We start from the raw sequence: 24391 nt of genomic DNA, 5'->3' as shown, positions 1-24391 counted from the left end.
GATGAAAATGATTCAAAAATATTGGTCTTAACAAGATTTAAAGATACACAAGTTACCTTCGTCAATAAAAATAGGTGTAGGCCAAGAGTTCTGCCTGCAAATATCTAGAAGCCAAGCTCTACCATTGCCTTTTGTAACTATCGTAACTTGCTGAGTTTTACTAATTTCTACAATTTGTTCAAGTACATAGCGGTAGGTTTCTTTTGTGAAGGGATCATATAGGTAGTAGATGTCTGCAATGGGAATTTTGAAACTAGCTAAAGAGAGATCTTGGACTTCAAAGTTTAGACTATCTCCTAGATCAAGGAAGTCGCATGCTTTATTAGAAACAACTACACGATGAGGAACATATTCATAGCCAGTGAAGTCTAAATCAGGTCTTAGCAGTGCACACACTAATCCCACTCGTCCATAACCAGAACCTAGATCAACTATCTTACTTCCCCTCTTTGCATTGATTCCCTCTAAGGCCAATAAGATTGTAGAGTAACCAGACTGTACGCCTACTCCAGCACCTTCATATAGCCTCTCCTTTGCATCAAAATCGATAGTCATGTCTCTATCTAATTGATAATTAAGTTCAAAAATATCATCGAGATTATCAAATGTTCTATATAAGTCTGGACCTTGATGACCTAAGCTTTGGTCAACTCCAAGCTGGTTATTTTCTTCTAAAATAAATTTCTTCGTCATCTCTTTAAGAGAATGTGTCACAAACTCCTTTTGAGCGAGGGAGGATCTCGAGGAAATAAGCTTAAGAACTTGATGCTCAATAAGTTGAGTTTCTTTTCTAATATTCTTTAACTCATCTGCTCCATTTGAAATTAAAAATTCCTCAAGAAAGAAAATAGATAAAAGCTCATTGGTAAAGAAAGGTCTAAGAAATTCTTCATAACTCCTACTTTTTCCAGAGAGCTTGTCTTGCTTATTAGTTAACCACAGCTGTTCTTTTAGAAAATCAGCGATAGTAACGAGTAAGGCAGAGTCAATATAGAGATTGGCCATTTCTAGTGGGGATAGATACTCACTTTCGCACTTCTCTAGTTTATATAAATCTGATGTCTCAGAAGAATTATTCTTTTGCTTTAAAAGTTTTAAAAAAGTTTTTTGAGATACATTCATAAGAAACCTGATTTTAATAATCATGGTTGCTATGCATGAGTTTAGATTTGTAGATATTTAACACTGCCCGTAGCTGTTAGAGACGGGCCTTTAGCTCTAGTGTGCCGCAGACTTCATTGATTCTTTATACTCGGCCATTGAGACAATTAGCTCCTTGTCTTTATCCCATAATTGATAATTAAGAGAATGACGAATATCTGAGAACTCGATTCTTTTTACATTCTTAAATAAATGTTCCAAATCATTGTGACAACGAACAAGATTATAATTAGGAACAGATGTCGAGAGATGATGAATATGGTGATAGCCAATATCAGCAGTAAACCAGTTTAAGATTTTAGGGAGAACGAGAAAGCTTGTTCCTTCTAAACCTGCTTTAAAGTAATCCACTCTTTCTGTATCTGAACCATAAGAACCTTCAAAGTTATGCTGAACTGTAAAGAAGAGTATTCCTAACCCTCCCGAGAAAGTTAAAGTCAAAGCGTAGAAAATAAAGAAGTTATAAGTACCAATTGCACTACACATCAACGCCCAAATTGGCAGTAGAGTTAAGTTATTATAAGTCATATGTCTAAACTCTTTAGGAGTCTTCCAATATTTTGACTCACACTTTTTTATAGTATCCAAAGTATTTGACGGTTTAGCGACCAGGGTACGCAAAATATTAAATGAAAGTTGAATACAGCCTAACATCCAATTAACACGAGGATTAAAAAGTACGTAGACAAAACCACCTGGTATTAAAATCAAAGGGTGACGCCAATACCAGTAACTCTTTTGTTTACTTGGACTTAACTTTGAGTACTCTTCAGTGGAAATAATATTAAATGGCCCATGGTACTTTTCCCAATTTCCATTTGTCTTGTGATGATATGAGTGATGTTTAGACCAAACATACTGAGGCATCCCAGTTATGACACCCATTAAATAGCCAAAGAACTTATTTGCTTTACGAGATTTAAATAGTGAATCATGTCCACAATCATGAAGAAGGACGAAAAATCTTAATATAAAGAAAGATGTTGCGAACGCCAGAGGTATTACGACCCAAATTGATAGAGGTAGCAGTTTACTATAAAGAAACCAGATCCCCATAAAAGGAATAATTGTAGATGCAATTTGCCAAAGCGCAAATGCATCTGATTTTTGAGTGTAAGGTTTCAGTGTGTCTCGCCAAAATTTCTTTTCCATGACGGCAATCCTACAGTAGTTTCAATAAGATGTCGTGTTTCAAGTACAAATCAATTAGACGCCATGCACTCACAATCAGCAAAGTACGTACATAATTCTAGTACCTTATATTTTTTATTGTTAAGGCCCTTAAATTACTAAAGTTTTAGCGATAATAACCGACAAGTTAAGTCAGGATAGTTCTTTTTAACTTTAAGGTGAAGCTTGGCACTACATGAATTTCTAATCGAAACATTTTACTTTCTCATCGCAACGCTAGCGCTTGTGCCGCTATTCAAAAAGTTAAATCTAGGATCGATGCTTGGTTATATAGTAGCTGGAGTCATTGTAGGTCCAATGTCTCTTGGACTCATTGATAGCTCAGATAATATTGTTCAACTCGCAGAAGTTGGAATAACGCTTCTTCTTTTCATTGTTGGCCTAGAACTTAGTCCAGCAAGACTCAAACAATTAAGAAGTAGTATTATATTTGAAGGTGGACTGCAAATGGGACTAAGTACATTAGTCTTTACTGCAATTGGTATCGCTGTTGGACTTAGTACTTATAGTGCTTTAGTTATCGGTGTTTCGTTATCACTTTCTTCTACGGCCTTCGCTCTTTCTTATATGAACGAAACCTCTCAACTAACACTTAGTCATGGTCAATCATCATTAAGTATTTTGTTATTTCAAGATTTAATTATCGTTCCACTTTTAGCTCTTATACCTCTATTAAGTATTAATAGTAGCTCGCATCAGATCATTAATATGACAGAGATGGCAATTAAGTTTGGTCTTTTCTGTGGACTTATTATGTTGTGCTTCTATGTCTTAAAACCGGCAGTCAGTTTTATTAAGAAGTCACAAGATCAAGAGATCTCCCTAGCCGCTTTCTTATTTTTAATTATAGGAATGGCACTAGGAATGGAAAAGCTTGGTCTATCAATGCCAATGGGAGCATTTATCGCAGGAGCATTCTTAGCAAACTCAGAAGTAAAGATTCAAATCAAAACATTAACAGTTCCTTTTAAAGGTGTACTCATGGGACTGTTCTTCATGACACTGGGAATGAATTTAGAGCTTAACTTTTTAATGAATAACTTAGCAAAGATTGCACTTCTATCATTTTCAATTATAACTCTTAAAACAATTATTCTCTCTATAATAGGAAAGTTCTCACACGGAAGCTTCAAGAGTGGATTAAAAGTAGGACTTATTATCTCTCAAGGTGGTGAGTTTGGAGTTGTCGTACTCGCGAGTGCACTGAAGTTTGATGTTGTTAGCGCTGAGATTAATAAGTTGATTGTTACATCTATTCTCATAACAATGACTCTTGCACCATTTTTGGCAAGAATGACTAAATTTATTAATAATGCAAATGCAAGTAAGTTAGCTCAAACTGAGGAGCATTTAGAAGAGTCTAATGTTATTCAACTAAAGAAGGATGACTTAGCACCAGAGGAAGATGAGGTTGCAAAGAAGGCCGCATAATTTTTAAAAAATTATACATTCCTCAGAGCTCTAGTTCTTTAATAACTTAATTCGAATAGCTATTAGACCTTTAGGTCCTTCACTAACTTCAAATTCTACAATATCACCTTCATAAAGTCTGACACCGCTAAGTGCTGTTGAATGAAAGAATAGATCGTCCATATCACTATCAGGCTCTATAAAGCCAAAGCCTTTAACTTCTTCATAGAACTTAACTCTTCCTGTTAGTACTTCTTTGGGAGCGCTTTTCTTTTGTTTAACTTCACCCCATTTTATTTCTGAAATAGAGATAACCTTGTCACCTTTATGAATTTTTTCGAGTTTTTCCTTAACAGCATCTTCAGTCTTCGCTGAAACCAATAAGTTTATTCTCTTTCTCTTCTTAGTCTTCTCTGTATCGTATCTGACATGGTCAACTTTAAATTCTGACATAATTCCTCTTTCTTTTAGTACTTAGAACCTTTTAGCAATAAGAGCTCAACCATGCACGATATCTTTAAAAGCTTATATTAATTACCTTCTCTAACACGGTTTATATTGAGACCAATCAGTCTTATAAGGCAGAAAAGCAAATAGCCAGCTGACATCAACAAGGTCTTTTTCAGAACTAAGCCTCTCTTCTTGATAGGAAATCTCACTATACTTTCTTCCTAGCTCATTAATATCATGAACCATAAGCTTAAGAGATTTTTTAGTGAGCTTAATCTCGGAGCTTTGAAAACAACAATCTTCTCTTTTTATTTCATCATAGACCTTATTTAAGAATTGAATATTATGAGACTTGATAACCTTTTTAAATAGAGGCCCATCGAGGTTTAATCTTAATCTACCAGTGATTAAAAATTTATAAGTATCATGGGGAAGTAACTCTAAAAGCTCAATCTTTTCTAACTGCCTTAAATACTTAAAGCCAGTGGCCTTTGTTAGCCCCATTTCCAAAAGAACAACTTCAAGTTCCTCTCCCCTATAAATGCGAGTGAAGAAGTGAAAGAGGTATAGTTCTTTTGTGAACAATGTCTCTTGTTTTTGAGTTAGAAAGTAGTTTAAGTTTTGGTTTTCTTTTTTTGAAAGTTCTCCCAATTCAATTATCGAAATATTGGCCAGTGAACAGATCATTGCTAATCGAGAGAGAGAACAATCATACTTAGAAAATATTCTCTTTACTGAAACTTCAGATAACCCTAAATGCTCACTTATATTCTTATAGGTAAGGTTATTTCTCTTTAAAACCTTCTTTAGAGTATCAATTAGTTGAATAGTATCAAAATCGGCCATATATACCTCAAACGAGAAAAAGTATCACGTGAAGATACTATCTAATTTAAACTAGCGAAAGAAGTATCTAAATACTATGTATAAAAGAAATACTCCCCATCTAAATGGGCCTTCCAGTGGAGAAAGAAAATGACTAAGACCTTAATCATGTTGATTTTATCAATAAATATCTACGCTCACGACAACTTCTTTGCCAATAAGTATATCCAGGTACAAAATAAACAGGCCTTTGCTCTTCAAGCTGAGTCAAAGGATTTTGTAAAAGAAAGTGCACGTAAAGTATTTCTTGAGGCCGATTACTTCTTGGAACTTTTAAGAAAGAATCAGCCCTTACTCACTCAAGTTTTGAACTATAAACAGCTACCTCTTGAAGAACAAATAGTTGTGCTAAAGAAAGTTTTTGATGTTGAAGTTCAAGCTCTCGGTATAACAGCACCAGAAGTTTCAATTGATACCCAGTACCCTCGAGCGGCATATTTCAAATATAATTTAGAAGATGGGACAAATGGTGAAGTATTTATAAACCCTAAGAAAACCTATGACTCTAATCCTCTCATGAGTTTATCTCTACTTATACATGAAACACGTCATGCAGCTCAACTCTATAAGGCAAAGTTTGATAACAACCAGAATTTATACCAGGCATTTAAAGCGCAAGCACAACTTTCAGGAAAACTCTCCTTTAGCGATTTTCTAACTTTGAATAATGAATATGAGGCATTTCTCTTTGCAAATTATATTATCTTTAAACTCTATGGACCAGCAGAAGACATGATAGATATGGGGACATTTGCCTCTCAATTTAATGAGGATGGAAGTATCAAGATTGATCTTACGACTCTACACCAATCAAAAGAAGGTCAAGTCCTTGAAGAATTTAACATACTTATGCAAAAACAAAGAGACTTACTCCAGTAGGGAGTAAGTCATGACATAAGTCACTAAGTACAGCTTTCTCTTTACAATAAAACATTAATAAATTAATTTTACCGAAGATTGAACCCTATTATTAATCCGTATTCTCTGGTGAATTATGATAAGAGTTGCATTGTTTCAAACACATAAGTATGAAAAAGATTACTTCTATGAACTTGCTAAGAAGAATAATATCGAAATAACTTTCTTAGAACCGAGGCTCAACTCTCAAACAGCAATATTAGCAAAAGACCACGATGCAGTTTGCTCTTTTGTGAATGATAAAATTGATAAAGAAACTCTCGATATCTTAAACTCAATCAATATAAAACTCATAGCACTAAGATCTGCAGGCTTTAATCATGTAGATATTGAGTATGCCAGTAGTTTAAATATTCCAATAGTGAGAGTTCCCTACTATTCTCCAAGTGCCATTGCAGAACATACTGCATGCCTACTTCTTTCACTAAATAGAAAAGTTCATAAGGCCCACATGAGAGTGCAATCATTAAACTTCTCCTTAGATGGCCTAGTTGGTTTTGACCTAGAAGGTAAAACTGTAGGAGTTATTGGTACAGGCGCAATTGGAACAAAGTTTGTAAAAATTATGAATGGGTTTGGATGTAAAGTTTTGGCCTTTGATTTAAACAAATCTAAAGAGCTTGAGAACTATTGCCAGTACGTTGAGCTAGAAGAGTTAGTCAAGAGCTCTGATATCATCTCTCTTCACATCCCTTTAAGTAAGGATACTCATCACCTACTCGATCATGACATGCTTGAGAAAACTAAAAAAGGTGTGATCTTACTTAATACAAGTAGAGGTGCCCTAATTGATACGAAAGCACTTATTGAGGGTTTGAAGTCTTCACATATTGGTGGAGCCGGACTTGATGTCTATGAAGAAGAGGACTCTATTTTCTTTCAAGATTTATCTGATCAAATTCTTCAAGATGATGTACTCGCGAGGCTTCTTTCATTTCCAAATGTACTGACAACTTCTCATCAGGCATTTTTAACCAAAGAGGCCCTATTTCAGATTGCTCAAACTACCATAGACAATATTGTAAACTATATCGGCCATGGCAAATTAAGCAATCAAGTTAAGCTATAATAAGAACTAGTGTCTTAGTTGATCGGAAACAAGATCACAAGTGAGCTTAATTCTATCATCATTAGATTGGTCCTCTTTAATTACGCCAGTAAGTGCCCCTAACCAATAGGTTGTACTTCCCTCTCTTACAAAGACATTTGTTCCTCGCATGGAGCAATTATTAAAATCTGCATCTCCAACAAATTCTCCGTTGTGATAAAGTGAACCACTTCCAGAAGAACACCACCCTCGAGAAGCAGTATCATCTATGTAGCCTATAAATACGACTTCTTCTGTATTACTTGAGTTAGAACACCTCAAAATCTCATGAATATCTCCAGCTTGAGTAGCAAGAGAAATAAAACTAAAAAGTAAAAGTAATGCTGCTTTCATATAATCTCCTAAAAATTCTTAACCCGTAAGCCTTTTGAGCTATAGCGTTTATAACATAGAAATGATATTTACAAACTGATACTTATGCATATAGACTTGACCCAAGAGTCAACTGTGGAGCGACCTATGGAATTTATACTATCAACGACAGAGGCCCAACTGCTCATTCAATTTGAGTTAAATCCAAGCCTGGAGCTTCTTGCAAAGACACTACATAGAGACCCTACTGCAATTTCTAGACAACTTAAAAGAATTAGCGAAAAGAGTGACTTCTTAGTGAAAGTCTCGGGAAGATGGAAAATCACTGAGACAGGTGTAAAGTTTAATCAGGCGACCAAAGACTATCTACTAAGTCAAAATAAAATCGTTCACAATGAGATACATTTAAAGATTGGCTCGACCCGAGAGTTTTGTTCGCGCATATTGGCGAGTAATTATAAGACTCTTGTAAAAGAGCTAGGTGTGAAGTCCATTTCGATTATCGCTCTAGATGGTTCAATTGAAAGTGCCCTTCTGTCGGCCCACATAGACCTAGCATTTGATTGTGAAAAACCTTATTCTCCCGATATAAGATTTAAAAGAATTTTTAAAGAGCCAATCTCTCCAGTAATCTCAAGTAAAAACTTTAAACAATACCAGAAGATAACAAATTTTAAGGAACTAGAAGACTACCCTCATATTCTGTGTGAAAGACTGGCCCCAGAAAGTGTTTCTCGAAAAGCTTTTAGTGCTAGACAGATTGTCGCTCATACAAATGATATTGCTGTCAGTAAAGAACTTTGCCTAGGATCTCATGGCTGGGCCTTACTACCAATTTACACAATTAAGAACGAACTTAAATCAAAGAAATTAAAAGTCATTGGAGATTTAACATACTCGTATGAAAAGTTCGGAGTTTGGTATCTTAGAGAAAGAAAAGGTACTGAGATATTCTATGAAAGAGCGATTCACTGGATGGAAAAGAATAAAGACCTGATGTTAAATCTATAGATTCAAATAATGAAAACTTAGAGCTGCCACAAAATATCATCAATTTTTTCTAAATCTATACAAAACTAGCTCTCTAAAAACTATTTACACAGAGAATTTTTGAATCTCCACCACTCTCCTACAAGTCACCATAATAACTCAAGACTTAAGCCGTATACTGACTATTAAGCAATTCTTAACCTATTTAAACAACGTCAGCTCTCCTATTAGTAATATAATTTACCTAAATAAGTCTTTTAAAACGGGGTATCAAAATGGACAGAGAACTAATTGAAATCTTTAATGATGAAATTGGCGAGTTAAAGATGGAGATATCTCCAATTTTAGAGAGCTTAAAAACCAATAGTCAGCAACAAGATCTATTCAAAAACTTTGCCCAGATTATAGATAGGATCTATGGAACGGCGACAACAATGGGTTTTGATGAAATTGGTGCGTACTTAGGTAATGTGAGGAATCTGTCTAGAAAAGCATCATCATCAAACATCCCTAGAGGTATGCTTGAAGTTTTCAAGATAGCCAAAACCTGTACCGAGAACTTTGAATTAATGCAAAATTCCCTTATAAGTAGCGATGCTGCAAAAGAGTTAAGCGCGAAACTACAATTTGAAACTAAGAAGATTAATAAGATTGATACTGAAATTTTCTCTTTTAGCAAGGAAGCTAAAACAATATTGACCTAAATTTAATAGATACAAGAAGCTCATATACAATGAGCTTCTTTTTGATACTTCAGTATTTCAGTGGAGATAGTGAACTTATACTTTCTTTTAACCTTAATCCAATCGTTTAAATATTTACAGTAGTACTCTCTATTAGATGGAGACCAGCTCAGAGGAGTTTGCGCTCCCTTTTGTCTGTTATAGCTTCTATTGGTGATGACTAAGTTTAGTGGATCGTTTGCAAAGATCTCTCTTTTCTTAGCAGACCATAAATTTGCCCCCAAATCCCATGCATGCTTAAGAGGTACGATATGATCAATATCTATCTTTGAAGCATCGGTTAGGATTTCAGGATAGTAGTAATCATTCCACTTTCCGCTGGCCACGACACATCTCTTACCATTTTTTCTCACTTTATATGTGACATCGATAAGACTTCTATCTTTAAGTACTTCAGCTCTTTTATCGCGACAGTCTTTATCATTATCAACCCAGTGCTTGAAATGCTTTCTATCATAATTGGTCTTAGCTAGGGCCAAAGTGGAATGTATAAGAAGAAAGCTTAGAGCTAGAAATAGAGTCTTCATTTAGAAATTGGAAACTTATCTTCTAGGTATTTAATAATATCGTTTGATTCATACATCCACGTATCCCCTATTCTAAGGCAAGGTACTTTAGAGCTTCCACCAAGAGTTTTAAGTTCAGCTTTAAGTTCGTCATCAGTATTTGCATTTCTTAACTCAATAGGAAGATTAAGCTTTCTCATAACTCTGCGAACCTTGATACAGAATGGACACGCACTAAATTGATAGAGAGAATAGTTTTTTAATTGCTCATTAACTTTAGTTTGTTCCTCATCACTACGTTTACCTAGTGAAGGTCTCGTTAAAAAGTCCAAAGCTAATAATATCTGTCCTATGATGAATCTCAAGACTTTCATAATACTCTCCTATAAATGATATCTTAAAAGAGTATTTGAATAATGAAGTTTTGCCAATCTATTTGAAAATTGACGATGAATGAATTTTTCCCTAGAATTTTATAATGAAAACGATCTCACTCTTAGGCCTTATTTTATTTTCAACACAGACTTTTTCCCAAGATATTCTCTGTGTTCCCGATACAACCAATGCTCCATTTGATTCTGTTGAATTAAAGAAGATTAAGGCCAATAAGTATTCACTCGTAGTTAAAAATCATGATGATATTCTAATAAAGGACGAAGTTGCCTACGTTTTTCTAAGAAGAAATCAATATGGTCGTTTTAGAAATAAAGCACAAACTATTACAATAAAGACAAAGAGACTATACGTAGATCAGCCTCAAAAAAGCTTACTTGCCATAGAGAAACTAGATAAGGCAAGTTTCCCTGGAATGTGTAAGCTTTACTAATCTTGGCCCTCTAAACTTTTTTTAATATCTTGAAGGTCTTTTTTGAAGGCCTTTTTAATCATGCCACCCATTAAAAACATCAATGGAGACATCAACTTCGCACTAAAGCTTTGCGCAGTGGCCTTGAAACTCATGGAAAGTTCAACGCAGTCACCTAGGTCTTTTAATGAAATAGTTGAATGATAGAGACAACCACAATTATTGGCCTCAGTAATATAATATTCATTTTCACGGGCCTCAGTAATCCACATGGTCTCTACTGCTTCTTTGCCAAACATCTCACGAGTTTCTCTCCACTTAAGTCCAACTACTCCAGAATGTGGTTTCTCAAGAATTTCAATATCCTTAATACACTCAATTCTATCTTTTGCTCTTTCTATATCAATTACACAGGCCCAAACCTGATCAATCGATGCTTTGATTGTCTCACTAGCTGAAACTGCCATATCCTCTCCTTGAAACTTATTAAGTCTAACCTATTTGCAGATCTTTGAAACCAGGTGGATATAAATACATTTTAGCTAGACAATATTGCGACAAAGACCTATTTCCTGCTAGATAATTGCAAGTGACTTGCAATTATTAGATTCTATTGCTAGAAATACTAGAAACGGAGGATTACATGTTTAAATCATTATTTTCAATAACTGCCCTTACTCTACTCTTACAAGCGAATACTTTTGCTTCAACAATAAATGGTCTCCAGCTACTTCCTGCAACCAATGCTTCGCTTTTAGAGGCATCAGTAGAAATAGATGAAAACTCTATTACGGCCTGGGAGACAGTTCTAGAGTCTCAAGAAGAAATTGTCGTAAAAATCATTAATACTGACGCTATTCAACTTGGATACGGATGTCACTTACACGGTGATTCACTAGCATGTCATGAAGAACATCACGGACATGGAGATAATCGACAAGTAAAAGATCCATCAGTTACTTTAGACTTTATCAAAAAAGGTCACCTCGTCGCTCTTAATAAATTTGAAAAAGCAATGGTTAGAAATGGTGCTGACCTTAGTGTTGCTACTTCATATAAAGTATGGACTCACAAGGATGACCACTCAGACGGTCATGGTGCCGGAACAGATGTTTGGACAAAAATCAATTACTCTCTAAATGGACAAGCTAAAGAAATTTTTGTTCTATGTCATGTTCATGGAAGTGAACTGGATTTTGCTTGTCACTACAGCAAAGAAGGTGAAGGTGAAGGTGAACCTACTCTAGATTTTGGAGATGATGATCACGATCACGCTCATTAAAAAACTCTTTAAGAGGTAACTATGAATAAGTTTACAATTATAATACTTACACTACTTAATTTGCTTGTGACTTCATGTGGCGCCTTAACTGGCGCTGATACAGGAGCAAATTTATTAGATGATCCAATTAATAAAATCATTGGCGGACTAGATGCAATCACAACTGCAGATGGTAAGTTCTTACTTAGAGGAACTTCCGACAATGGTGGTAATTCGGCCCATAGCTTCCACTTAAAGTTCAAACTTCCTGAAGGTAGAAAACTTAAGTTTCACTTCTTCTCTTCAAGAGACTTATCTGGTGGAGCTGATTTTGAATTTTCAAAAAATGCAGGCAAAGTAAGTCTAGAAATATCAATTAATGGCAAATCACATTTGCGCGAAATCAGCACTTTAAATAATACTGAAGTTATAGATATAGATATCGACATTCACAATGATCATACAGATGTTCATATGCTTGCTTGGGATCACCTTGGCACACATAGTGATGATGAAGATTGTACTTTTGATGGTGGTTGTCTTTATAACACAGAAGACTTTGCTTTTGACACTTGGCTAGGTGTTGGTAAAGCAGGCGGATCATTTTGGGGCTTCAGTGGTGACAGTGAATTGATTATCTTATTAGAAGGTCCATTGGGTGCACTATCTGATGCGTAAAATATTCTTCACTCTCACTATAATTCTATTATGTTCAAAGACTTTTTCACAAGGTCTTTTAGGAACAGGTTTAGAAATTGCTGTCTCTGGTGATATGCTTTACGAGCAAGGCCTTAATAGTGACAGTCAGGCAAATGAGTTATTAACGATGAGAGGAGCGGAGATCGTGTTCTTCTCCCCTGTTGACCATCAATTTAATGGTGTTCTAAGTGCTGCTGCTCATTATGAAGACGGACAAACAGTTTTTGAGCTACACGAACTCTACCTATCTTCTTCAAAAATTATCCCACGCTCAAACTTTAAAGTGGGACAGTTCTTTCTTGGAATTGGTCGCTTAAATAGATTCCATCAACATGATTGGCCATTTACAAGAGCGCCAAAAATTCACCGTTCGTTCTTTGACGATGAAGGTGTTTACGATTCGGGTCTAGAATATAACTACCTTCTTCCTACGACTCATTCTCTGAATTTAACTGTTGGATTAACAAGTGGACACAGCTATGGCCACTCACACACTTCAGGCTCAAAGCCAAAGGTTCCTACACACTATTTTCGCCTATCGAGCTTCTCCCCTTTTAGTTCAACTAGTGGACTAGACCTCGGTCTTAACTACCTTGGACGTACTGATGCTCAAAAAAATGATATGAAGCTAATTGGTTTTGATTTTACTGGTAAATCAAAGCATGGAAGAATCGTAGACTATCTATTTCTATCTGAGATTTGGTATAAGTCAGTTGAAAACGCTAATAAAGAAGTTAGCGAACAAGTTGGAACCTATATCTTCAATGATTTTTCTACAGGTCAGTTTACAAATATTGGTTTTAGATTAGATGCTTTTAAGGATTTATCTAAAACAAACTCAATAACAAATAAGAAAATAAATAATATCAGCTATGGCGCTCTCACTCAGTTAACTTACACATCGAGTGAATTTGCAAAGATTCGATTCACTCTCGCTCATGAATTTGACAGAGAAGAAGGTCATACAATTGCAAAAGATACTAGAGCACAGTTACAACTTATTCTAATTATCGGGAGCCACCCAGCACATGACTTCTAAAATACTTTTAACACTATTCTTTCTCCTTCCATTAATGGCACAGGCCAAGCTCTCAGTTATAACAACGACAACTGATATCAAATGGCTTGCGCAAAAGATTGGAGGGGATAAAGTTCAAGTCGAATCTCTTTTAAATGGTACAGAAGATCCTCATTATATAGATGCCATGCCTCACTTTATTGGGAAGGTCGCAAATGCTGATCTATTTTGCTTAGTTGGGATGGAATTAGAAATAGGTTGGGCCCCGAAAATATTATCTCGATCTGGTAATAAGCATGTGCAACCTGGAGGAAGAGGTTATTGCGAAACTGGAAAATCCGTCAAAGCACTCAATGTTCCAACAGGAAAGATTGACCGCTCCCAAGGAGATATTCATCCTCAAGGAAACCCGCACTATCACTTAAGCCCAACGGCATTTCTTCAAGGGGCACAAACGATCCTTGATACTCTAATCACAGTTGATAGCAAGAATGCTGAGTACTACTTAAAGCAATTTGAAGCTTTAGAGTCCGAACTAAACTCAATTAAGAAAAAGGTTACACAAATTTTAGAACCCGTACAAAAATCAAATTTTCTAGAATATCATAGAGAATTCACTTACTTTATGAATGAGTACAAACTAAATAACCTTGGCGCAGTAGAAAAGGTTCCAGGCGTACCGCCTTCTGCAGGTCGACTGGCAAGAGTTTCTATAACTGCAAAGAATCAAAATATCTATGCTGTTTTAGCAACAACGACTTCTCCTTCAGGAATCTTAAAGAAGTTTAATGAGATGAGTAAAATCCCTGTCGTTAAATTGCCTTTGAGTATACTTGATCAAAGTGACCTATCGTCTTATGGCAAACATCAAGAATTTATCGCTAGAAAGATATTACAAGCAAGTATAGATGAAAAATAAAATCCTTTCTTGTCAAAATTTATCAATTGGTTATAACTCGCCCCTAAGGTCTAATCTTTCATTTGATATCCTTGAAGGAGAAATGACTTTTCTTCAAGGAAAAAACGGCACAGGAAAATCTACACTCATTAAGACGATACTAAGTGAAGTTAAACAACTTGATGGACAGATCAATTGGTCAGTGACAAAAGAGCAAGTTTCTTATCTTCCACAATTAACTAATACTGAAGCTCACTTTTCATATACGATAAGAGAAATTTTAGAAATATACGGTGTTTCAAAAAAATACTATGATTTCTTTACAGCTGATCAACTATCTCAAAGTTGGACAAAGTCCAGCGGTGGAGAGAAGCAAAAGACAATGATCCTTACAAAAGTAAAAGAGAATTCAAAGCTACTCATTCTAGATGAGCCTTTTAACCACCTCGATTCTGACTCTGTAGATATGATTAAACAATTATTAAGTTCTTTAATAAAGACGAAGATTGTCTCTTCTCTATTATTAGTAAGTCATCTTAAAATTAGCATTGATAATATTCAGACGAAGGAGATTATTCTTTAAATGGAATTACTACTCTTTTATAAATTCTCATTCTTAGTCGCATTTAGCTCAGCTTCATCCTTATCGATTCTAGGTCATCATCAATTAGTAAGAGGAAAAGTGCTAGAGATTTTTGCGCTATCTCAATTTGCTCTAATTGGTAATTTATTAGCAAAACTCATTTTTCACTCTTCAGAAAATGGCGCCCAAGCACTCATCGTCAGCTATGTCTCTTTTAGTCTAGGAAAGGTATTACTTTCAAAGATAGATATTCAAAAAAATATCTATGGTCCTTATATGGTTGGTATATACCTTTGTATTATTTCTGTTCAATACCTGCTAATAGGCTTCTTTCCTCAACTTGATAGTCACATGAGTCTTGGATTCTTTGGAAATATGGTGACTTCTTCATTTATGGAAAATATTGTCTTGATCGTGGTGTTCTTAGTCTTTTTTCTTTTGAGTCAGATCTACTCCAAAGAAATCTCCAGAAGATCGCTAGATATTAATATATTCAAAGTAAGGCCAAAGAGTACCTTTGATCTACTTCTATTTTCAATTCCACTAGTTGTCTCACTCTATGGATTAGGGTTTCTATACACATTAAGCTTTCTTTTGATTCCTAATCTGATACTTGGAACTTCGTTTAAAAGTCAAAGAACATCTAATAAAGTTATCGCACTAATGGCCGCGACAGCTTCTGTAGTTGGATTGCTTCTTTCAATCGTATTTGAAAATATTAGTACTTCTTCAGCACAGATACTTCTTCTTTTCATCATGTGTTTGATTTTAAAAACAATGCTTTCTAAAAGTCATTCATAAGAGATACGAATTATTTTACCAGAGTCTGTTGATATATAGAGATAACCATCTGGAGCACTTCTCACATGGCGAATTCTCTGTTTAAAATCAGAAAGTAAGATCTCTTGTTCAATGACTTTCTTATCTTTTAAAACAAGTCTTCTTAAGTGCCTGCTTGAGAGGTTTGCAAGAAAGAGATTATTTTTCCACTGCTTAACTTTATCTCCAGTATAAAAGGCCATTCCTGAGGGAGAGATACTTGGAGTCCAGTACATTATTGGCCGCTCCATTCCCTTCATCTGAGTTGTTCCAATACTTGGACCCCAGTATTCACTACCATAAGTAGTTAAAGGCCACCCGTAGTTCTTTCCTTTAATAACTAGATTTAGTTCGTCCCCGCCTCTTGGTCCAAATTCACAGCTATAGAGATCTCCTGACACTGGGTCAATATCCATGCCTTGAGGATTTCGATGACCAATACTCCATAATTGGACCTTCCCCTCCATCGTCAATTTTAGAATCTTACCATTATGGAGATTTTTATCTTGTGCATACTCTCTATGACCACGATCACCTATTCCCATAAAGAGGTAGTCACCACTTCTAACTAATCTAGAGCCAAAATGCTTAGAGGTACTGCTTTTTACATTTGCACTAAAGAGTACTTCCCACTTTCCAGTAGTGGGAATACCTTTTATGATTTCAAATGAAGCTCGTGCAAGACTAGTTGTCACAACATCACTTTTCTTTTCGCTAAAAGTTACATAGATGTAGAACTTATTTCTTACTTTATAATACTGAACATCAAGAAGCCCACCTTGTCCCTTCGCGTGGACGTTAGGATTAGAGAGTCTAGTTGTCGTGTTTGTTTCCATATTTAAATGAAAGAGTTTTCCGTCACGAATAGTGTATAGAAGCTCACGAGAGTTTATAAAAGAAAAGCTCCATACAACTCCCGAAGTATTTAAAACCTCTTTTAGCTTTAATTTAGAAAGTGGAACCTTAGCTACTTCCACACTTCCATTAATGGCAGAGGTATTAAAACAAATGAAAATTGTAAGAATATAGATAATTGATTTCATAAGAAAATGGTACACATAATTATCAGCTTAATCTAGCTCATTTAAAATGATCTAACATAAGATGAATAATAATTCTCTACTGACACTACGTTGTCAGTAGGCCTGATCTATAGTCTTTAAATAATATGTATTAAAACACTAAAAGGAGTCACTATGATCGGTTACATCACACTAGGAACTAATAACCTTCAAGAATCTGCTGTTTTCTATGACAAGCTATTATCTAGGGCATTTGACGCTAGCAGACATATGGATAATGAGAAGTTCATCGCTTGGGGGACGCCTGATTCTCCAGGGCAAATTTGTATTATGAAGCCATACAATAACGCCATGGCGACTGTCGGTAATGGCACAATGATCTCACTTCAACTTAAATCTCAAAAGGAAGTTAATGAAATTTATGCTCTCGCCATCGAGCTTGGGGCTGCATGTGAAGGAAAGCCAGGACCTAGAGAAATGGATGCCTTCTATGCATCATATTTTCGAGATCTAGATGGAAATAAGCTTTGTGTATTTCACTATGAGCCAACAGAGAAAAATTAGTATAAGCTTAGTGCATGAGAAAAGCTGAGCGATTATTTCAAATTATATCTCTTCTAAGGGGGCGCCGTAAGGTTTTAACAGCAGAGTCTATTGCTGAAAACCTCGGTGTCTCTGTGCGCACAATTTATCGTGATATTCAGGCACTATCTTTATCAGGAGTTCCAATCGAAGGAGAAGCTGGTGTAGGCTATCGACTGGGATATAACTTTGAAATACCTCCTATCATGTTCAGTGAACAAGAAATGACCGCGATGGTACTGGCCCTAAAAATGGTAAAGGGTCATAGTGACGAAGTCCTTTCAATTGGAGCTAATACGGCCCTTGAAAAAATTGTCTCTGTCGTTCCTGAAAAAATTAAGAGTCTCATAGAGCTACTTCCATACTACGTACCAAAATTTTCAGATTATCGTGAAGAAACAAAATGGCACACTCAACTTAGAGATGCCTCAATGAATAAAACAAAAGTCTCCGTTCATTACCAAGATGGAAAAGGCAACACAAGTGAGAGAGTACTCTGTCCATTAGGTCTAATGTACTGGGGATCAAGTTGGACACTACTGGCCCACTGTGAGCTGAGAGATGACTATAGAAACTTTCGTCTTGATCGATTTATAGAGATGAAAATGCTAGATGAAAATTTTGTCACAAGTGAGACTATGTGTGTTGATCACTATCTGGAGATTAATAACTGCTGTCTTTGAAATTTAGTATCTTTGCTTGAGAATCTGTCGGGCCCCTTCAATTATTTTATCTATTTCTATTTGAATAAAATTAAAGAGAATATCTGGCCTGATTTGTTCATACCTATGAGAAATTACATCTCTAAATCTTTTCAATCCACTCCAATCAATTGTATCTCTAAAGTTTCTAATCAGGTTATCTTGTCCATTTTCAATTTTACTAATATTTTCACCGATAGCTTGCGCTCGCATTAAAATACCATCAAAAACAAGTCCCTTCTTTTGCAACTCATCTAGAGTGAGGTCAATTGAATACTCTTTTATTCGCTCACAATGCTCTATTACCATCTCTAGATAAATCTTATCAGACTTATATTTTTTAGACATAAATAACGTCCTCTAGAATAGACTCCTTCAAACTTTCATTAAGATGGGCCTTATTAGTAAAGTCAACTTTATGGCCATCCAAGATATGTTCTAAAATTAATGTCATTTCACCTTCTTCTTTAAAGGTGGTATCTCCGCAAAAAAGAATGTCTATATCTGAATCCTCTGCTTGTTCATCTCTAGAGAATGAGCCAAATAATCCAAGTTCTTTTAGATTATACCTTTTCTTAAATATGCTCATAGCTCCTGATAGTGTCTTTAGAACTTCCTCTTTAGAAAGTTGTTTCTTCAACTTGATTTCCGGAGAGGCCACAAGCTTAGCTGGGCCAAGTTCCATACCAAGAAAATTTAAACACTTATTGATATTTTTCATCTTAACTGACATATCGCCTTGTTCAATCTTTCGAATTGTTTTTAGCCCAAGGCCAGTGGCCTTCGCCATTTGCTCCTGATTTAGCCCTGTCTTTAACCTTTCATTCTGAATAGTAGTAGCTAGATAGTTCTTCATAATAACACCCTCTTACATTATACCCTATCGGATATAATCATATCACACTTTAACAATTATATCCAATTGGGTATAACCAAACGAGCTATAAAAAGCCTAACGTATTGAAAATTCATTATTATATTTATATCCATCAATTGCGTTGGAACTATAGCTGAATCCAAAACCTCATCTTTCTAGGTCCATTAGGCATTTCAATTATATCTTCTAGAATGCCCTTGTTATTTTCTATGGTTCTTTGAGAGCCAATATTTCCTTCATCACAGGTAACTAGAACTCTATCAATTTCAGAAATATTGTTGCGAATATAATTAAGAGATTCATTGAGAATTGCTGAAGCGTACCCTCTTCTTCTAAATTCTGGAACAACACCATAGCCCACATGTCCGCCAGCTTTTAAAAGAAACTCTGTTAACTCATGCCTAATCGAAGTTCTTCCGACGAGTTCATTTTCTTCATTAAAAACAAATAGGAAAGTACAAGGAACATGATCTTTTGGAATATGCATACCTCTAGAAAACTCCGGCACGATACGAATAAATGTATCAAAGTTTTCTTGAGCAAGAGATTCCCAATAATGAGCAAATGCGAAATCTCCCCAGTCAGCACTATTGGCCTTAATAAACTTTTCTTTATCTTCAGGTGTTAGATGTCTGAGGGTAATCTTTTTCACTTATTTCTCCTTGAACTAAACCTTGAATTTGCTAATTATGCTTGGAGCTATAAAATCACAAAATCAATGAACTCTAAGTGTATGTAATTTTGTATCATTTGTCATAACCTGATAAAGATCAGGAAACTTAAACTGCTTAGTATTTCACAATACTCATATCTTATTATAGTCTCTGCAAAAATATGGAGAGAGTATGCAATCAATAATCTTACTTTTAGGACTACTTAGTTTCAACCTATACGCGCAACAGAGGTTATCAATACCACAAATGGTTGATAACGAGTGTATGAGCTGCCATAAGGACCCAACCATATTTGATGCTCCAATGATCTCAGGTCAAAAAAGAGACTTCCTAGAGTTTGAGCTTTTTAACTTTAGAGACTATCTTCGTGATCACGAGATCATGAACCAAGTCATGGAAAACTTCACTGACACCGAAGTGAAGGAAATCGCTGCGTATGTTTCAAGTCTTTCACTATGTGAGGCACAGGCACAGATAGACCTACCCCCTGATGCGAATGTTAAAAATGGTAAAAAGATATTTAACAAGAATTGTTTTCAGTGTCACAAAAAAGACGGGTCTGGTATCGCTCCTGTAATTCACGGACAGAAAACTGGTTATCTAGAAAATGCAATTAGAAGCTTTCAAACAACTTGGTACGAACCACGTCCAAGTAGAATTAATATGAGAAGCTTTACTGACAAACTTAGTGAACAAGATATTAAGGATGTTGCTGCTTATTTGAATGAGCAGAAGCTTTGTGACTAAATCAAAGGTTTAGAGTTTATCCATCAGCCATTTGTCTAACGAAAACTCTAAACACACCTCTACAGTACTTCCTTCAACTAATGCTTCCTTTTTACGGGTCAAGGCATTTACAGGAAAAAGGTAGGCGTCTGCTTTTGTATCAAACCAAATAGATGTTTTCCAAGTTGTGTTTCCGATTGTAGCTTTAGTTTTTAAACGTCCCCACCCTTCTTCAGAATCTTTATGTACGTTTCGAATTTCCCTTGAGAGCTTCTTTGAGACTGTAATAAAATGCCACGCCCCTTTTCCTTTATCTTTCCAAAGTTTTCCTTTGAAGGAGAAATTAAAAATATCTTTTTTTTCTGGATTCGTATTATTCATATTTTACTCTGATCATTATTTTTCTTTAAAAGCATCTACTAAGAAATCAAAAACATATCTAATTCTTCGATTCGTTTTTAACTCTCTATGCGAAACTATCCAAGTCTCTACAGGAAAGGCGGGGATACTTTTCATAACTTTCTCAACTAAAGGATCTTGCTCTCCTACACTTTCCATCATTACACCAATGCCTGCGCCACTTCTTACAAGTGACCAATGGGCAATATGATTCTCGGAAAGAAACGGAAAATTATCATCTGATAGATTTAGTCCTAATTCTTTTAAACCTTCGATATACTTTGTATTATCAGAGAAGCCTATAAAGTCGGCTGTATTTAAATCTGACTTACGTCGTATTTTCCCATTCCTTTTTAAGTAGTCCTTAGAGGCATATAAATATGCCTTGAGATCTAAACTTTTAACCGCGATCAGATCCGGATGCTTTGGCATAAAGTTCCGAATTGCGATATCAGCTTCACGTCGCCTTAAATCTGATGATTCATTCGTGGCCACAATTTCAATCTTAATTCCAGGCTCTTTCTGTCTAAGTTTTTGCAAAATTGGCGGAAGTAAAAAAACAGAAAAGGCTTCACTAGCTGATATTACGACAGTCCCTTCAATCGAACTAGACTGTCCACTTGCAGCTATGGAGAGACGATTTGCGGCTTCACTCATCTCTTTTACATATTCTATTAGCTTTAAACCACCAGCTGTGATCTCAATGCCTTTACCAACTCTTTCAAAGAGAGTCATACCTAGCTCTTGTTCAAGACCTGAAACTTGTCGCCCAAGTGTTGATTGAGTGACTTTTAACGCTTTTGCTGCAGAAGAAAATGATCCCTCCTCTGCTGCTACAAGAAATGCTCTTGCTCTATTCCAGTCAAAATTTATAGAATTCCAGTCCATATACACCTATGCATTTTTGCATACATAATTAGCAATATTATCTATTTCATATTACTTTACGTTAGTTTAATATTCAATATGTAAGGGGGGTTTATGAGCGATCAATCACATTTTTGGAGTAATACGGCCGATAAGTACTCAAGAAAGCCTGTACCTAATCAAGAAGTCTATGAAAAGAAGCTTAAGCTTACTCAAGAGTTACTTAATTCGGAAATGAAGATATTAGAAATCGGTTGTGGCACTGGAACAACTGCATTAATTCACGCTCCCCTAGTCTCTCAAATTATTGCAACAGACTTCTCAAAGAAAATGATTCAAATTGCAAAACATAAAGCAGTTACACAAAACATAAGCAACATCGAATTCAAAGAAGAATCAGTACAAGAAATGAGCTACTCGAAAAACGAATTTGATGTGATTATGGCCCATAGTATTCTTCATTTAGTTGAAAATAAAGAGGAAGTACTTGCGAAGATTTATCATTACTTAAAGCCTGGAGGATACTTTATAAGTTCTACCGGTTGTGTTGGCGGAGTTTTAAAATTATTTAAGCCTATTTGGTACATAGGATATAAATTAGGAAAACTACCTTTTATCAACTTTTTCACTAAAGAAGACTTTGTTAAAGATGTTACAAACAGTGGTCTAAAGATAGAAGCAAGGTGGGACCCAACCAAAGTGGATATATTTTTAATAGGAGTAAAACCATGAAATTAGATTATTTTGTTTTTGGCACTAACAATATGGAAGAAGCTACAAAGTTCTATGACTTACTTTTTGAAGAAACTGAATTACAGAAAGTCTTATCAACAGATAGAATGACTTTCTGGCAATGCCAAGACTTTGCGTTCGCTTTGGCCACACCATTTAATGAGTTACCTGCAACGAATGGGAACGGAACAATGATAGGTATTAATGTCGGCTCTAAAAATGAAGTTGAGCGCCTATATAAGAAGGCCATCAAATTAGGAGGTAACTGCGAAGGCGAACCTAATCAACGAGGGCCAAAGTACTCGGCCTACATAAGGGACTTAGATAAGAATAAAATTGTTTTTTCTGTTTAGTAAGTCATTAAAATTTACAAAAAATTAACATTTTTTTGCTTTCTAAATATTGACATTTTTTCTGAGAATATTATTATTTTTAATGATGGTATATATACCATCTTCTTTCGATAAGTTAGGTAGTTTGGTTTACGTTGGCAGCAAGGAAGGGCCAATGGTAATAGGCTTCCTTACCAACGAAGCTATTAACTACCTAATAATTTAATTTTGAGCGATCTGTAAAAGAGCAGATATCGCGAAGCTATTTATCAAGGAGGTCTTATGAAGTTACTTTTTAGACACTTTGACAATCACTTCCACGATGGTTTCAGAATTGAAGAAATTGGATTTAAATTGTCAAAAGAATCTAACAATCAAATCAAAAATCGCTTGAGGGAATTAATGCCTAAGACTCCCTCAACTTCATTCACTACGATTACTTTTAGAAAGAGAAATAACGCGATCACAGCTCATTTGGAAATAAGCGCAGCTGGGCAGAAGTTCTCATCAACTGCAAAAGGTAACGACCCTATTAAAGTATTCGATTTAATTGAAGCAGATATAGATAAACAACTAACCCATTGGAAGAAGAATCGTTTCTCAATGAAGTACTTTAATAGTTACGACTCCAAGTACCGTGGTGATCACTTTCACCATAAGGATGTTGCTGTATGAGTATTATAAAGAACTTATACTTCTAAGTTTTTTTAGTTTTAATCAATATTAGAGAGGGCATTTATTAAGAATACATTGATATCATCAATCTTTAAATGCTCTCTCAAGCTATAGATTTAAAGATTTTTCTTCATCTCTATCAAGATTAGAAAATTTGATTAATCCAACTTAACTCTTTTTTATTTCTTGAGATTAAGTAAACCTTCTGTTTACACTGGTAGGGACATCCTAAAATATTAACTATCTCATAATCTGAATTTACAATCATATAGTCTGGGAGATAGGCCAGAGCTTTTCCACTTTTAACTAGTGACTCTAAAGTCTTTAGACTTTGAGTTATATATGGAATTTTTCGTCTAAACTTATCATCTCTCCATCCATCTGCAGATTGGTTGGCCGAAGTTTTACCGAGAATATTATTTTTAGAAACAACAAAGTCATATTCAAGAATTTCTTCTATGGAAATTTCTATATTCCTCTTAACTTTTTTGTATAACGGATGCCCTTTTGATACGACAGTATGAAACTTCACCTCTGCAATTTTCTTATAATCAAAGTCATCTCTGGGCTCTTGTGTGCTTAGACCAAGATTAACCTCACCATCAGCTAATTTTGTTAATAATGAACTATGATTTAACCCAACGAGCTCAATTGAGGAGTTTGGATAAAGATCTTTTATCTTTTGAGCTAATTCAACTCCAAAGTGTGACAGTAGAGTCTCGTTTGCGCCTAATATCGCTTTAAATGAAGCTTCCTGACCTAAGATACTTAATTTAACCTCTGTTTCAAGATTTAGAATCGCACTGGCCTTCTTTGTAAGGAAGTGCCCTTCCTCTGTTAAAGTAATACCTCTGCCTACTCTGTTAAAGAGCTTTACACCGAGCTCTGATTCAAGCCTTGCTATCGCCTTACTAAGAGATCCTGCTGAGACATTTATATTCTCAGATGCTCTTTGGACGTTCTCAGTTTGGGATACTGCTAAAAAATAGCGTAATTCATTCATTTCCATATTGGAAACATATAACTCACATTTGTTTCTTTTGCTAG

At 35.4% G+C, this 24391-nt stretch carries 33 protein-coding genes; 18 read left to right on the top strand and 15 right to left on the bottom strand.

What is annotated here, in order from left to right; genetic code table 11:
- Nucleotides 1-27: 27 nt before the first annotated feature.
- Together DPQ89_RS09915 and DPQ89_RS09910 are read right to left on the bottom strand one after the other, a co-directional pair.
- Nucleotides 28-1146 (bottom strand): SAM-dependent methyltransferase, encoded by a 1119-nt coding sequence (locus DPQ89_RS09915; RefSeq protein WP_127716780.1) that lies wholly within the window; start codon nt 1144-1146, stop codon nt 28-30.
- Nucleotides 1147-1218: 72 nt separating this feature from the next.
- The gene (locus DPQ89_RS09910) at nt 1219-2313 is read right to left on the bottom strand and encodes a fatty acid desaturase (RefSeq protein ID WP_127716779.1); all 1095 of its coding nucleotides are present in this window, start codon (nt 2311-2313) and stop codon (nt 1219-1221) included.
- A 204-nt stretch (nt 2314-2517) separates the two neighbouring features.
- Here DPQ89_RS09910 and DPQ89_RS09905 point away from each other — a divergent pair, with 204 nt between their 5' ends.
- Nucleotides 2518-3783: a cation:proton antiporter gene (locus tag DPQ89_RS09905; RefSeq protein ID WP_127716778.1), complete on the top strand. Its 1266-nt coding sequence runs from the start codon at nt 2518-2520 to the stop codon at nt 3781-3783.
- Nucleotides 3784-3813: 30 nt separating this feature from the next.
- Here DPQ89_RS09905 and DPQ89_RS09900 read toward each other — a convergent pair whose 3' ends face one another.
- Complete coding sequence (locus DPQ89_RS09900) at nt 3814-4215, bottom strand: cold-shock protein (RefSeq protein ID WP_127716777.1); 402 nt, start codon at nt 4213-4215, stop codon at nt 3814-3816.
- A 90-nt stretch (nt 4216-4305) separates the two neighbouring features.
- A complete protein-coding gene (locus DPQ89_RS09895) occupies nt 4306-5058 on the bottom strand; it encodes a helix-turn-helix domain-containing protein (RefSeq protein ID WP_127716776.1) in 753 nt (250 codons plus the stop codon).
- 129 nt (nt 5059-5187) lie between these two features.
- Between DPQ89_RS09895 and DPQ89_RS09890 the strand changes: the two genes are divergently transcribed.
- Entirely contained in the window at nt 5188-5976 is a 789-nt protein-coding gene (locus tag DPQ89_RS09890) for a hypothetical protein (protein ID WP_127716775.1), read from the top strand.
- 118 nt (nt 5977-6094) lie between these two features.
- Entirely contained in the window at nt 6095-7084 is a 990-nt protein-coding gene (locus DPQ89_RS09885) for a 2-hydroxyacid dehydrogenase (protein ID WP_127717329.1), read from the top strand.
- Nucleotides 7085-7090: 6 nt separating this feature from the next.
- On the opposite strand, the gene DPQ89_RS09880 is transcribed toward DPQ89_RS09885, so the two are convergent.
- A complete protein-coding gene (locus DPQ89_RS09880; protein WP_127716774.1) occupies nt 7091-7456 on the bottom strand; it encodes a hypothetical protein in 366 nt (121 codons plus the stop codon).
- Between the two features lie 126 nt (nt 7457-7582).
- Between DPQ89_RS09880 and DPQ89_RS09875 the strand changes: the two genes are divergently transcribed.
- Both DPQ89_RS09875 and DPQ89_RS09870 read left to right on the top strand, forming a co-directional pair.
- On the top strand, nt 7583-8446 hold the full coding sequence (locus DPQ89_RS09875; protein WP_164848344.1) for a LysR substrate-binding domain-containing protein: 864 nt from the start codon (nt 7583-7585) through the stop codon (nt 8444-8446).
- A gap of 254 nt (nt 8447-8700) precedes the next feature.
- On the top strand, nt 8701-9129 hold the full coding sequence (locus DPQ89_RS09870) for a hypothetical protein (protein WP_127716772.1): 429 nt from the start codon (nt 8701-8703) through the stop codon (nt 9127-9129).
- A gap of 20 nt (nt 9130-9149) precedes the next feature.
- Here the strand turns inward: DPQ89_RS09870 and DPQ89_RS09865 are convergent, their stop codons facing one another.
- Together DPQ89_RS09865 and DPQ89_RS09860 are read right to left on the bottom strand one after the other, a co-directional pair.
- Complete coding sequence (locus DPQ89_RS09865; protein WP_127716771.1) at nt 9150-9695, bottom strand: HNH endonuclease family protein; 546 nt, start codon at nt 9693-9695, stop codon at nt 9150-9152.
- Entirely contained in the window at nt 9692-10048 is a 357-nt protein-coding gene (locus tag DPQ89_RS09860; protein ID WP_127716770.1) for a glutathione S-transferase N-terminal domain-containing protein, read from the bottom strand. Before DPQ89_RS09860 ends, DPQ89_RS09865 begins: the two co-directional genes overlap by 4 nt.
- 104 nt (nt 10049-10152) lie before the next feature.
- Here DPQ89_RS09860 and DPQ89_RS09855 point away from each other — a divergent pair, with 104 nt between their 5' ends.
- Complete coding sequence (locus DPQ89_RS09855) at nt 10153-10500, top strand: hypothetical protein (protein WP_127716769.1); 348 nt, start codon at nt 10153-10155, stop codon at nt 10498-10500.
- On the opposite strand, the gene DPQ89_RS09850 is transcribed toward DPQ89_RS09855, so the two are convergent.
- Nucleotides 10497-10946: an SRPBCC family protein gene (locus DPQ89_RS09850; protein WP_127716768.1), complete on the bottom strand. Its 450-nt coding sequence runs from the start codon at nt 10944-10946 to the stop codon at nt 10497-10499. The genes DPQ89_RS09855 and DPQ89_RS09850 overlap by 4 nt on opposite strands.
- A gap of 176 nt (nt 10947-11122) precedes the next feature.
- On the opposite strand from DPQ89_RS09850, the gene DPQ89_RS09845 reads away from it, so the two are divergent.
- From DPQ89_RS09845 to DPQ89_RS09820, 6 genes are read left to right on the top strand one after another with little or no spacing between them, the layout of a single operon-like run.
- Nucleotides 11123-11761 (top strand): hypothetical protein, encoded by a 639-nt coding sequence (locus tag DPQ89_RS09845; protein ID WP_127716767.1) that lies wholly within the window; start codon nt 11123-11125, stop codon nt 11759-11761.
- 21 nt (nt 11762-11782) lie between these two features.
- A complete protein-coding gene (locus DPQ89_RS09840; protein WP_127716766.1) occupies nt 11783-12418 on the top strand; it encodes a hypothetical protein in 636 nt (211 codons plus the stop codon).
- Nucleotides 12411-13478 carry a hypothetical protein gene (locus DPQ89_RS09835; RefSeq protein ID WP_127716765.1) on the top strand — a complete coding sequence of 356 codons (1068 nt, stop codon included), beginning with the start codon at nt 12411-12413 and terminating at the stop codon, nt 13476-13478. Before DPQ89_RS09840 ends, DPQ89_RS09835 begins: the two co-directional genes overlap by 8 nt.
- Nucleotides 13468-14376 carry a metal ABC transporter substrate-binding protein gene (locus tag DPQ89_RS09830; RefSeq protein ID WP_127716764.1) on the top strand — a complete coding sequence of 303 codons (909 nt, stop codon included), beginning with the start codon at nt 13468-13470 and terminating at the stop codon, nt 14374-14376. The genes DPQ89_RS09835 and DPQ89_RS09830 overlap by 11 nt, the downstream gene beginning before the upstream one ends.
- Nucleotides 14366-14938 (top strand): ATP-binding cassette domain-containing protein, encoded by a 573-nt coding sequence (locus DPQ89_RS09825; RefSeq protein ID WP_127716763.1) that lies wholly within the window; start codon nt 14366-14368, stop codon nt 14936-14938. The genes DPQ89_RS09830 and DPQ89_RS09825 overlap by 11 nt, the downstream gene beginning before the upstream one ends.
- Nucleotides 14939-15739, top strand: coding sequence for a hypothetical protein (locus DPQ89_RS09820; protein ID WP_127716762.1), 801 nt, complete (start codon nt 14939-14941; stop codon nt 15737-15739).
- Here the strand turns inward: DPQ89_RS09820 and DPQ89_RS09815 are convergent.
- Entirely contained in the window at nt 15730-16800 is a 1071-nt protein-coding gene (locus DPQ89_RS09815) for a PQQ-dependent sugar dehydrogenase (protein ID WP_127716761.1), read from the bottom strand. The genes DPQ89_RS09820 and DPQ89_RS09815 overlap by 10 nt on opposite strands.
- Nucleotides 16801-16953: 153 nt before the next feature.
- Between DPQ89_RS09815 and DPQ89_RS09810 the strand changes: the two genes are divergently transcribed.
- Together DPQ89_RS09810 and DPQ89_RS09805 are read left to right on the top strand one after the other, a co-directional pair.
- Nucleotides 16954-17343 carry a VOC family protein gene (locus tag DPQ89_RS09810; protein WP_127716760.1) on the top strand — a complete coding sequence of 130 codons (390 nt, stop codon included), beginning with the start codon at nt 16954-16956 and terminating at the stop codon, nt 17341-17343.
- Between the two features lie 14 nt (nt 17344-17357).
- Nucleotides 17358-18044, top strand: coding sequence for a YafY family protein (locus tag DPQ89_RS09805; protein WP_127716759.1), 687 nt, complete (start codon nt 17358-17360; stop codon nt 18042-18044).
- A gap of 3 nt (nt 18045-18047) precedes the next feature.
- Here DPQ89_RS09805 and DPQ89_RS09800 read toward each other — a convergent pair whose 3' ends face one another.
- From DPQ89_RS09800 to DPQ89_RS09790, 3 genes are all read right to left on the bottom strand, one after another.
- Complete coding sequence (locus tag DPQ89_RS09800; protein ID WP_127716758.1) at nt 18048-18410, bottom strand: DUF86 domain-containing protein; 363 nt, start codon at nt 18408-18410, stop codon at nt 18048-18050.
- Nucleotides 18403-18918: a nucleotidyltransferase domain-containing protein gene (locus DPQ89_RS09795; protein WP_127716757.1), complete on the bottom strand. Its 516-nt coding sequence runs from the start codon at nt 18916-18918 to the stop codon at nt 18403-18405. The genes DPQ89_RS09800 and DPQ89_RS09795 overlap by 8 nt, the downstream gene beginning before the upstream one ends.
- A 148-nt stretch (nt 18919-19066) precedes the next feature.
- Nucleotides 19067-19591, bottom strand: a complete 525-nt coding sequence (locus DPQ89_RS09790) for a GNAT family N-acetyltransferase (protein ID WP_127716756.1) — start codon at nt 19589-19591, stop codon at nt 19067-19069.
- Between the two features lie 193 nt (nt 19592-19784).
- Between DPQ89_RS09790 and DPQ89_RS09785 the strand changes: the two genes are divergently transcribed.
- Nucleotides 19785-20360 (top strand): c-type cytochrome, encoded by a 576-nt coding sequence (locus DPQ89_RS09785; protein WP_127716755.1) that lies wholly within the window; start codon nt 19785-19787, stop codon nt 20358-20360.
- Nucleotides 20361-20369: 9 nt separating this feature from the next.
- Here the strand turns inward: DPQ89_RS09785 and DPQ89_RS09780 are convergent, their stop codons facing one another.
- The gene (locus DPQ89_RS09780; RefSeq protein ID WP_127716754.1) at nt 20370-20720 is read right to left on the bottom strand and encodes a DUF1905 domain-containing protein; all 351 of its coding nucleotides are present in this window, start codon (nt 20718-20720) and stop codon (nt 20370-20372) included.
- Nucleotides 20721-20735: 15 nt separating this feature from the next.
- Nucleotides 20736-21626, bottom strand: a complete 891-nt coding sequence (locus tag DPQ89_RS09775; protein ID WP_127716753.1) for a LysR family transcriptional regulator — start codon at nt 21624-21626, stop codon at nt 20736-20738.
- Between the two features lie 93 nt (nt 21627-21719).
- Here DPQ89_RS09775 and DPQ89_RS09770 point away from each other — a divergent pair, with 93 nt between their 5' ends.
- The 3 genes from DPQ89_RS09770 (at nt 21720) to DPQ89_RS09760 (ending at nt 23344) form a co-directional block, all read left to right on the top strand.
- Entirely contained in the window at nt 21720-22337 is a 618-nt protein-coding gene (locus tag DPQ89_RS09770; RefSeq protein ID WP_127716752.1) for a bifunctional 2-polyprenyl-6-hydroxyphenol methylase/3-demethylubiquinol 3-O-methyltransferase UbiG, read from the top strand.
- Nucleotides 22334-22690, top strand: coding sequence for a VOC family protein (locus tag DPQ89_RS09765; RefSeq protein WP_127716751.1), 357 nt, complete (start codon nt 22334-22336; stop codon nt 22688-22690). The genes DPQ89_RS09770 and DPQ89_RS09765 overlap by 4 nt, the downstream gene beginning before the upstream one ends.
- 261 nt (nt 22691-22951) lie before the next feature.
- Nucleotides 22952-23344 (top strand): hypothetical protein, encoded by a 393-nt coding sequence (locus tag DPQ89_RS09760; protein WP_127716750.1) that lies wholly within the window; start codon nt 22952-22954, stop codon nt 23342-23344.
- A gap of 145 nt (nt 23345-23489) precedes the next feature.
- Here DPQ89_RS09760 and DPQ89_RS09755 read toward each other — a convergent pair whose 3' ends face one another.
- Complete coding sequence (locus DPQ89_RS09755) at nt 23490-24353, bottom strand: LysR family transcriptional regulator (RefSeq protein WP_127716749.1); 864 nt, start codon at nt 24351-24353, stop codon at nt 23490-23492.
- Nucleotides 24354-24391 lie beyond the last annotated feature (38 nt).

It is taken from the genome of Halobacteriovorax sp. HLS (assembly GCF_004006665.1).
Lineage (GTDB): Bacteria > Bdellovibrionota > Bacteriovoracia > Bacteriovoracales > Bacteriovoracaceae > Halobacteriovorax.
The sequence above is the reverse complement of the archived record's forward strand: the minus strand, read 5'-3'. Positions and strand labels throughout refer to the sequence as shown.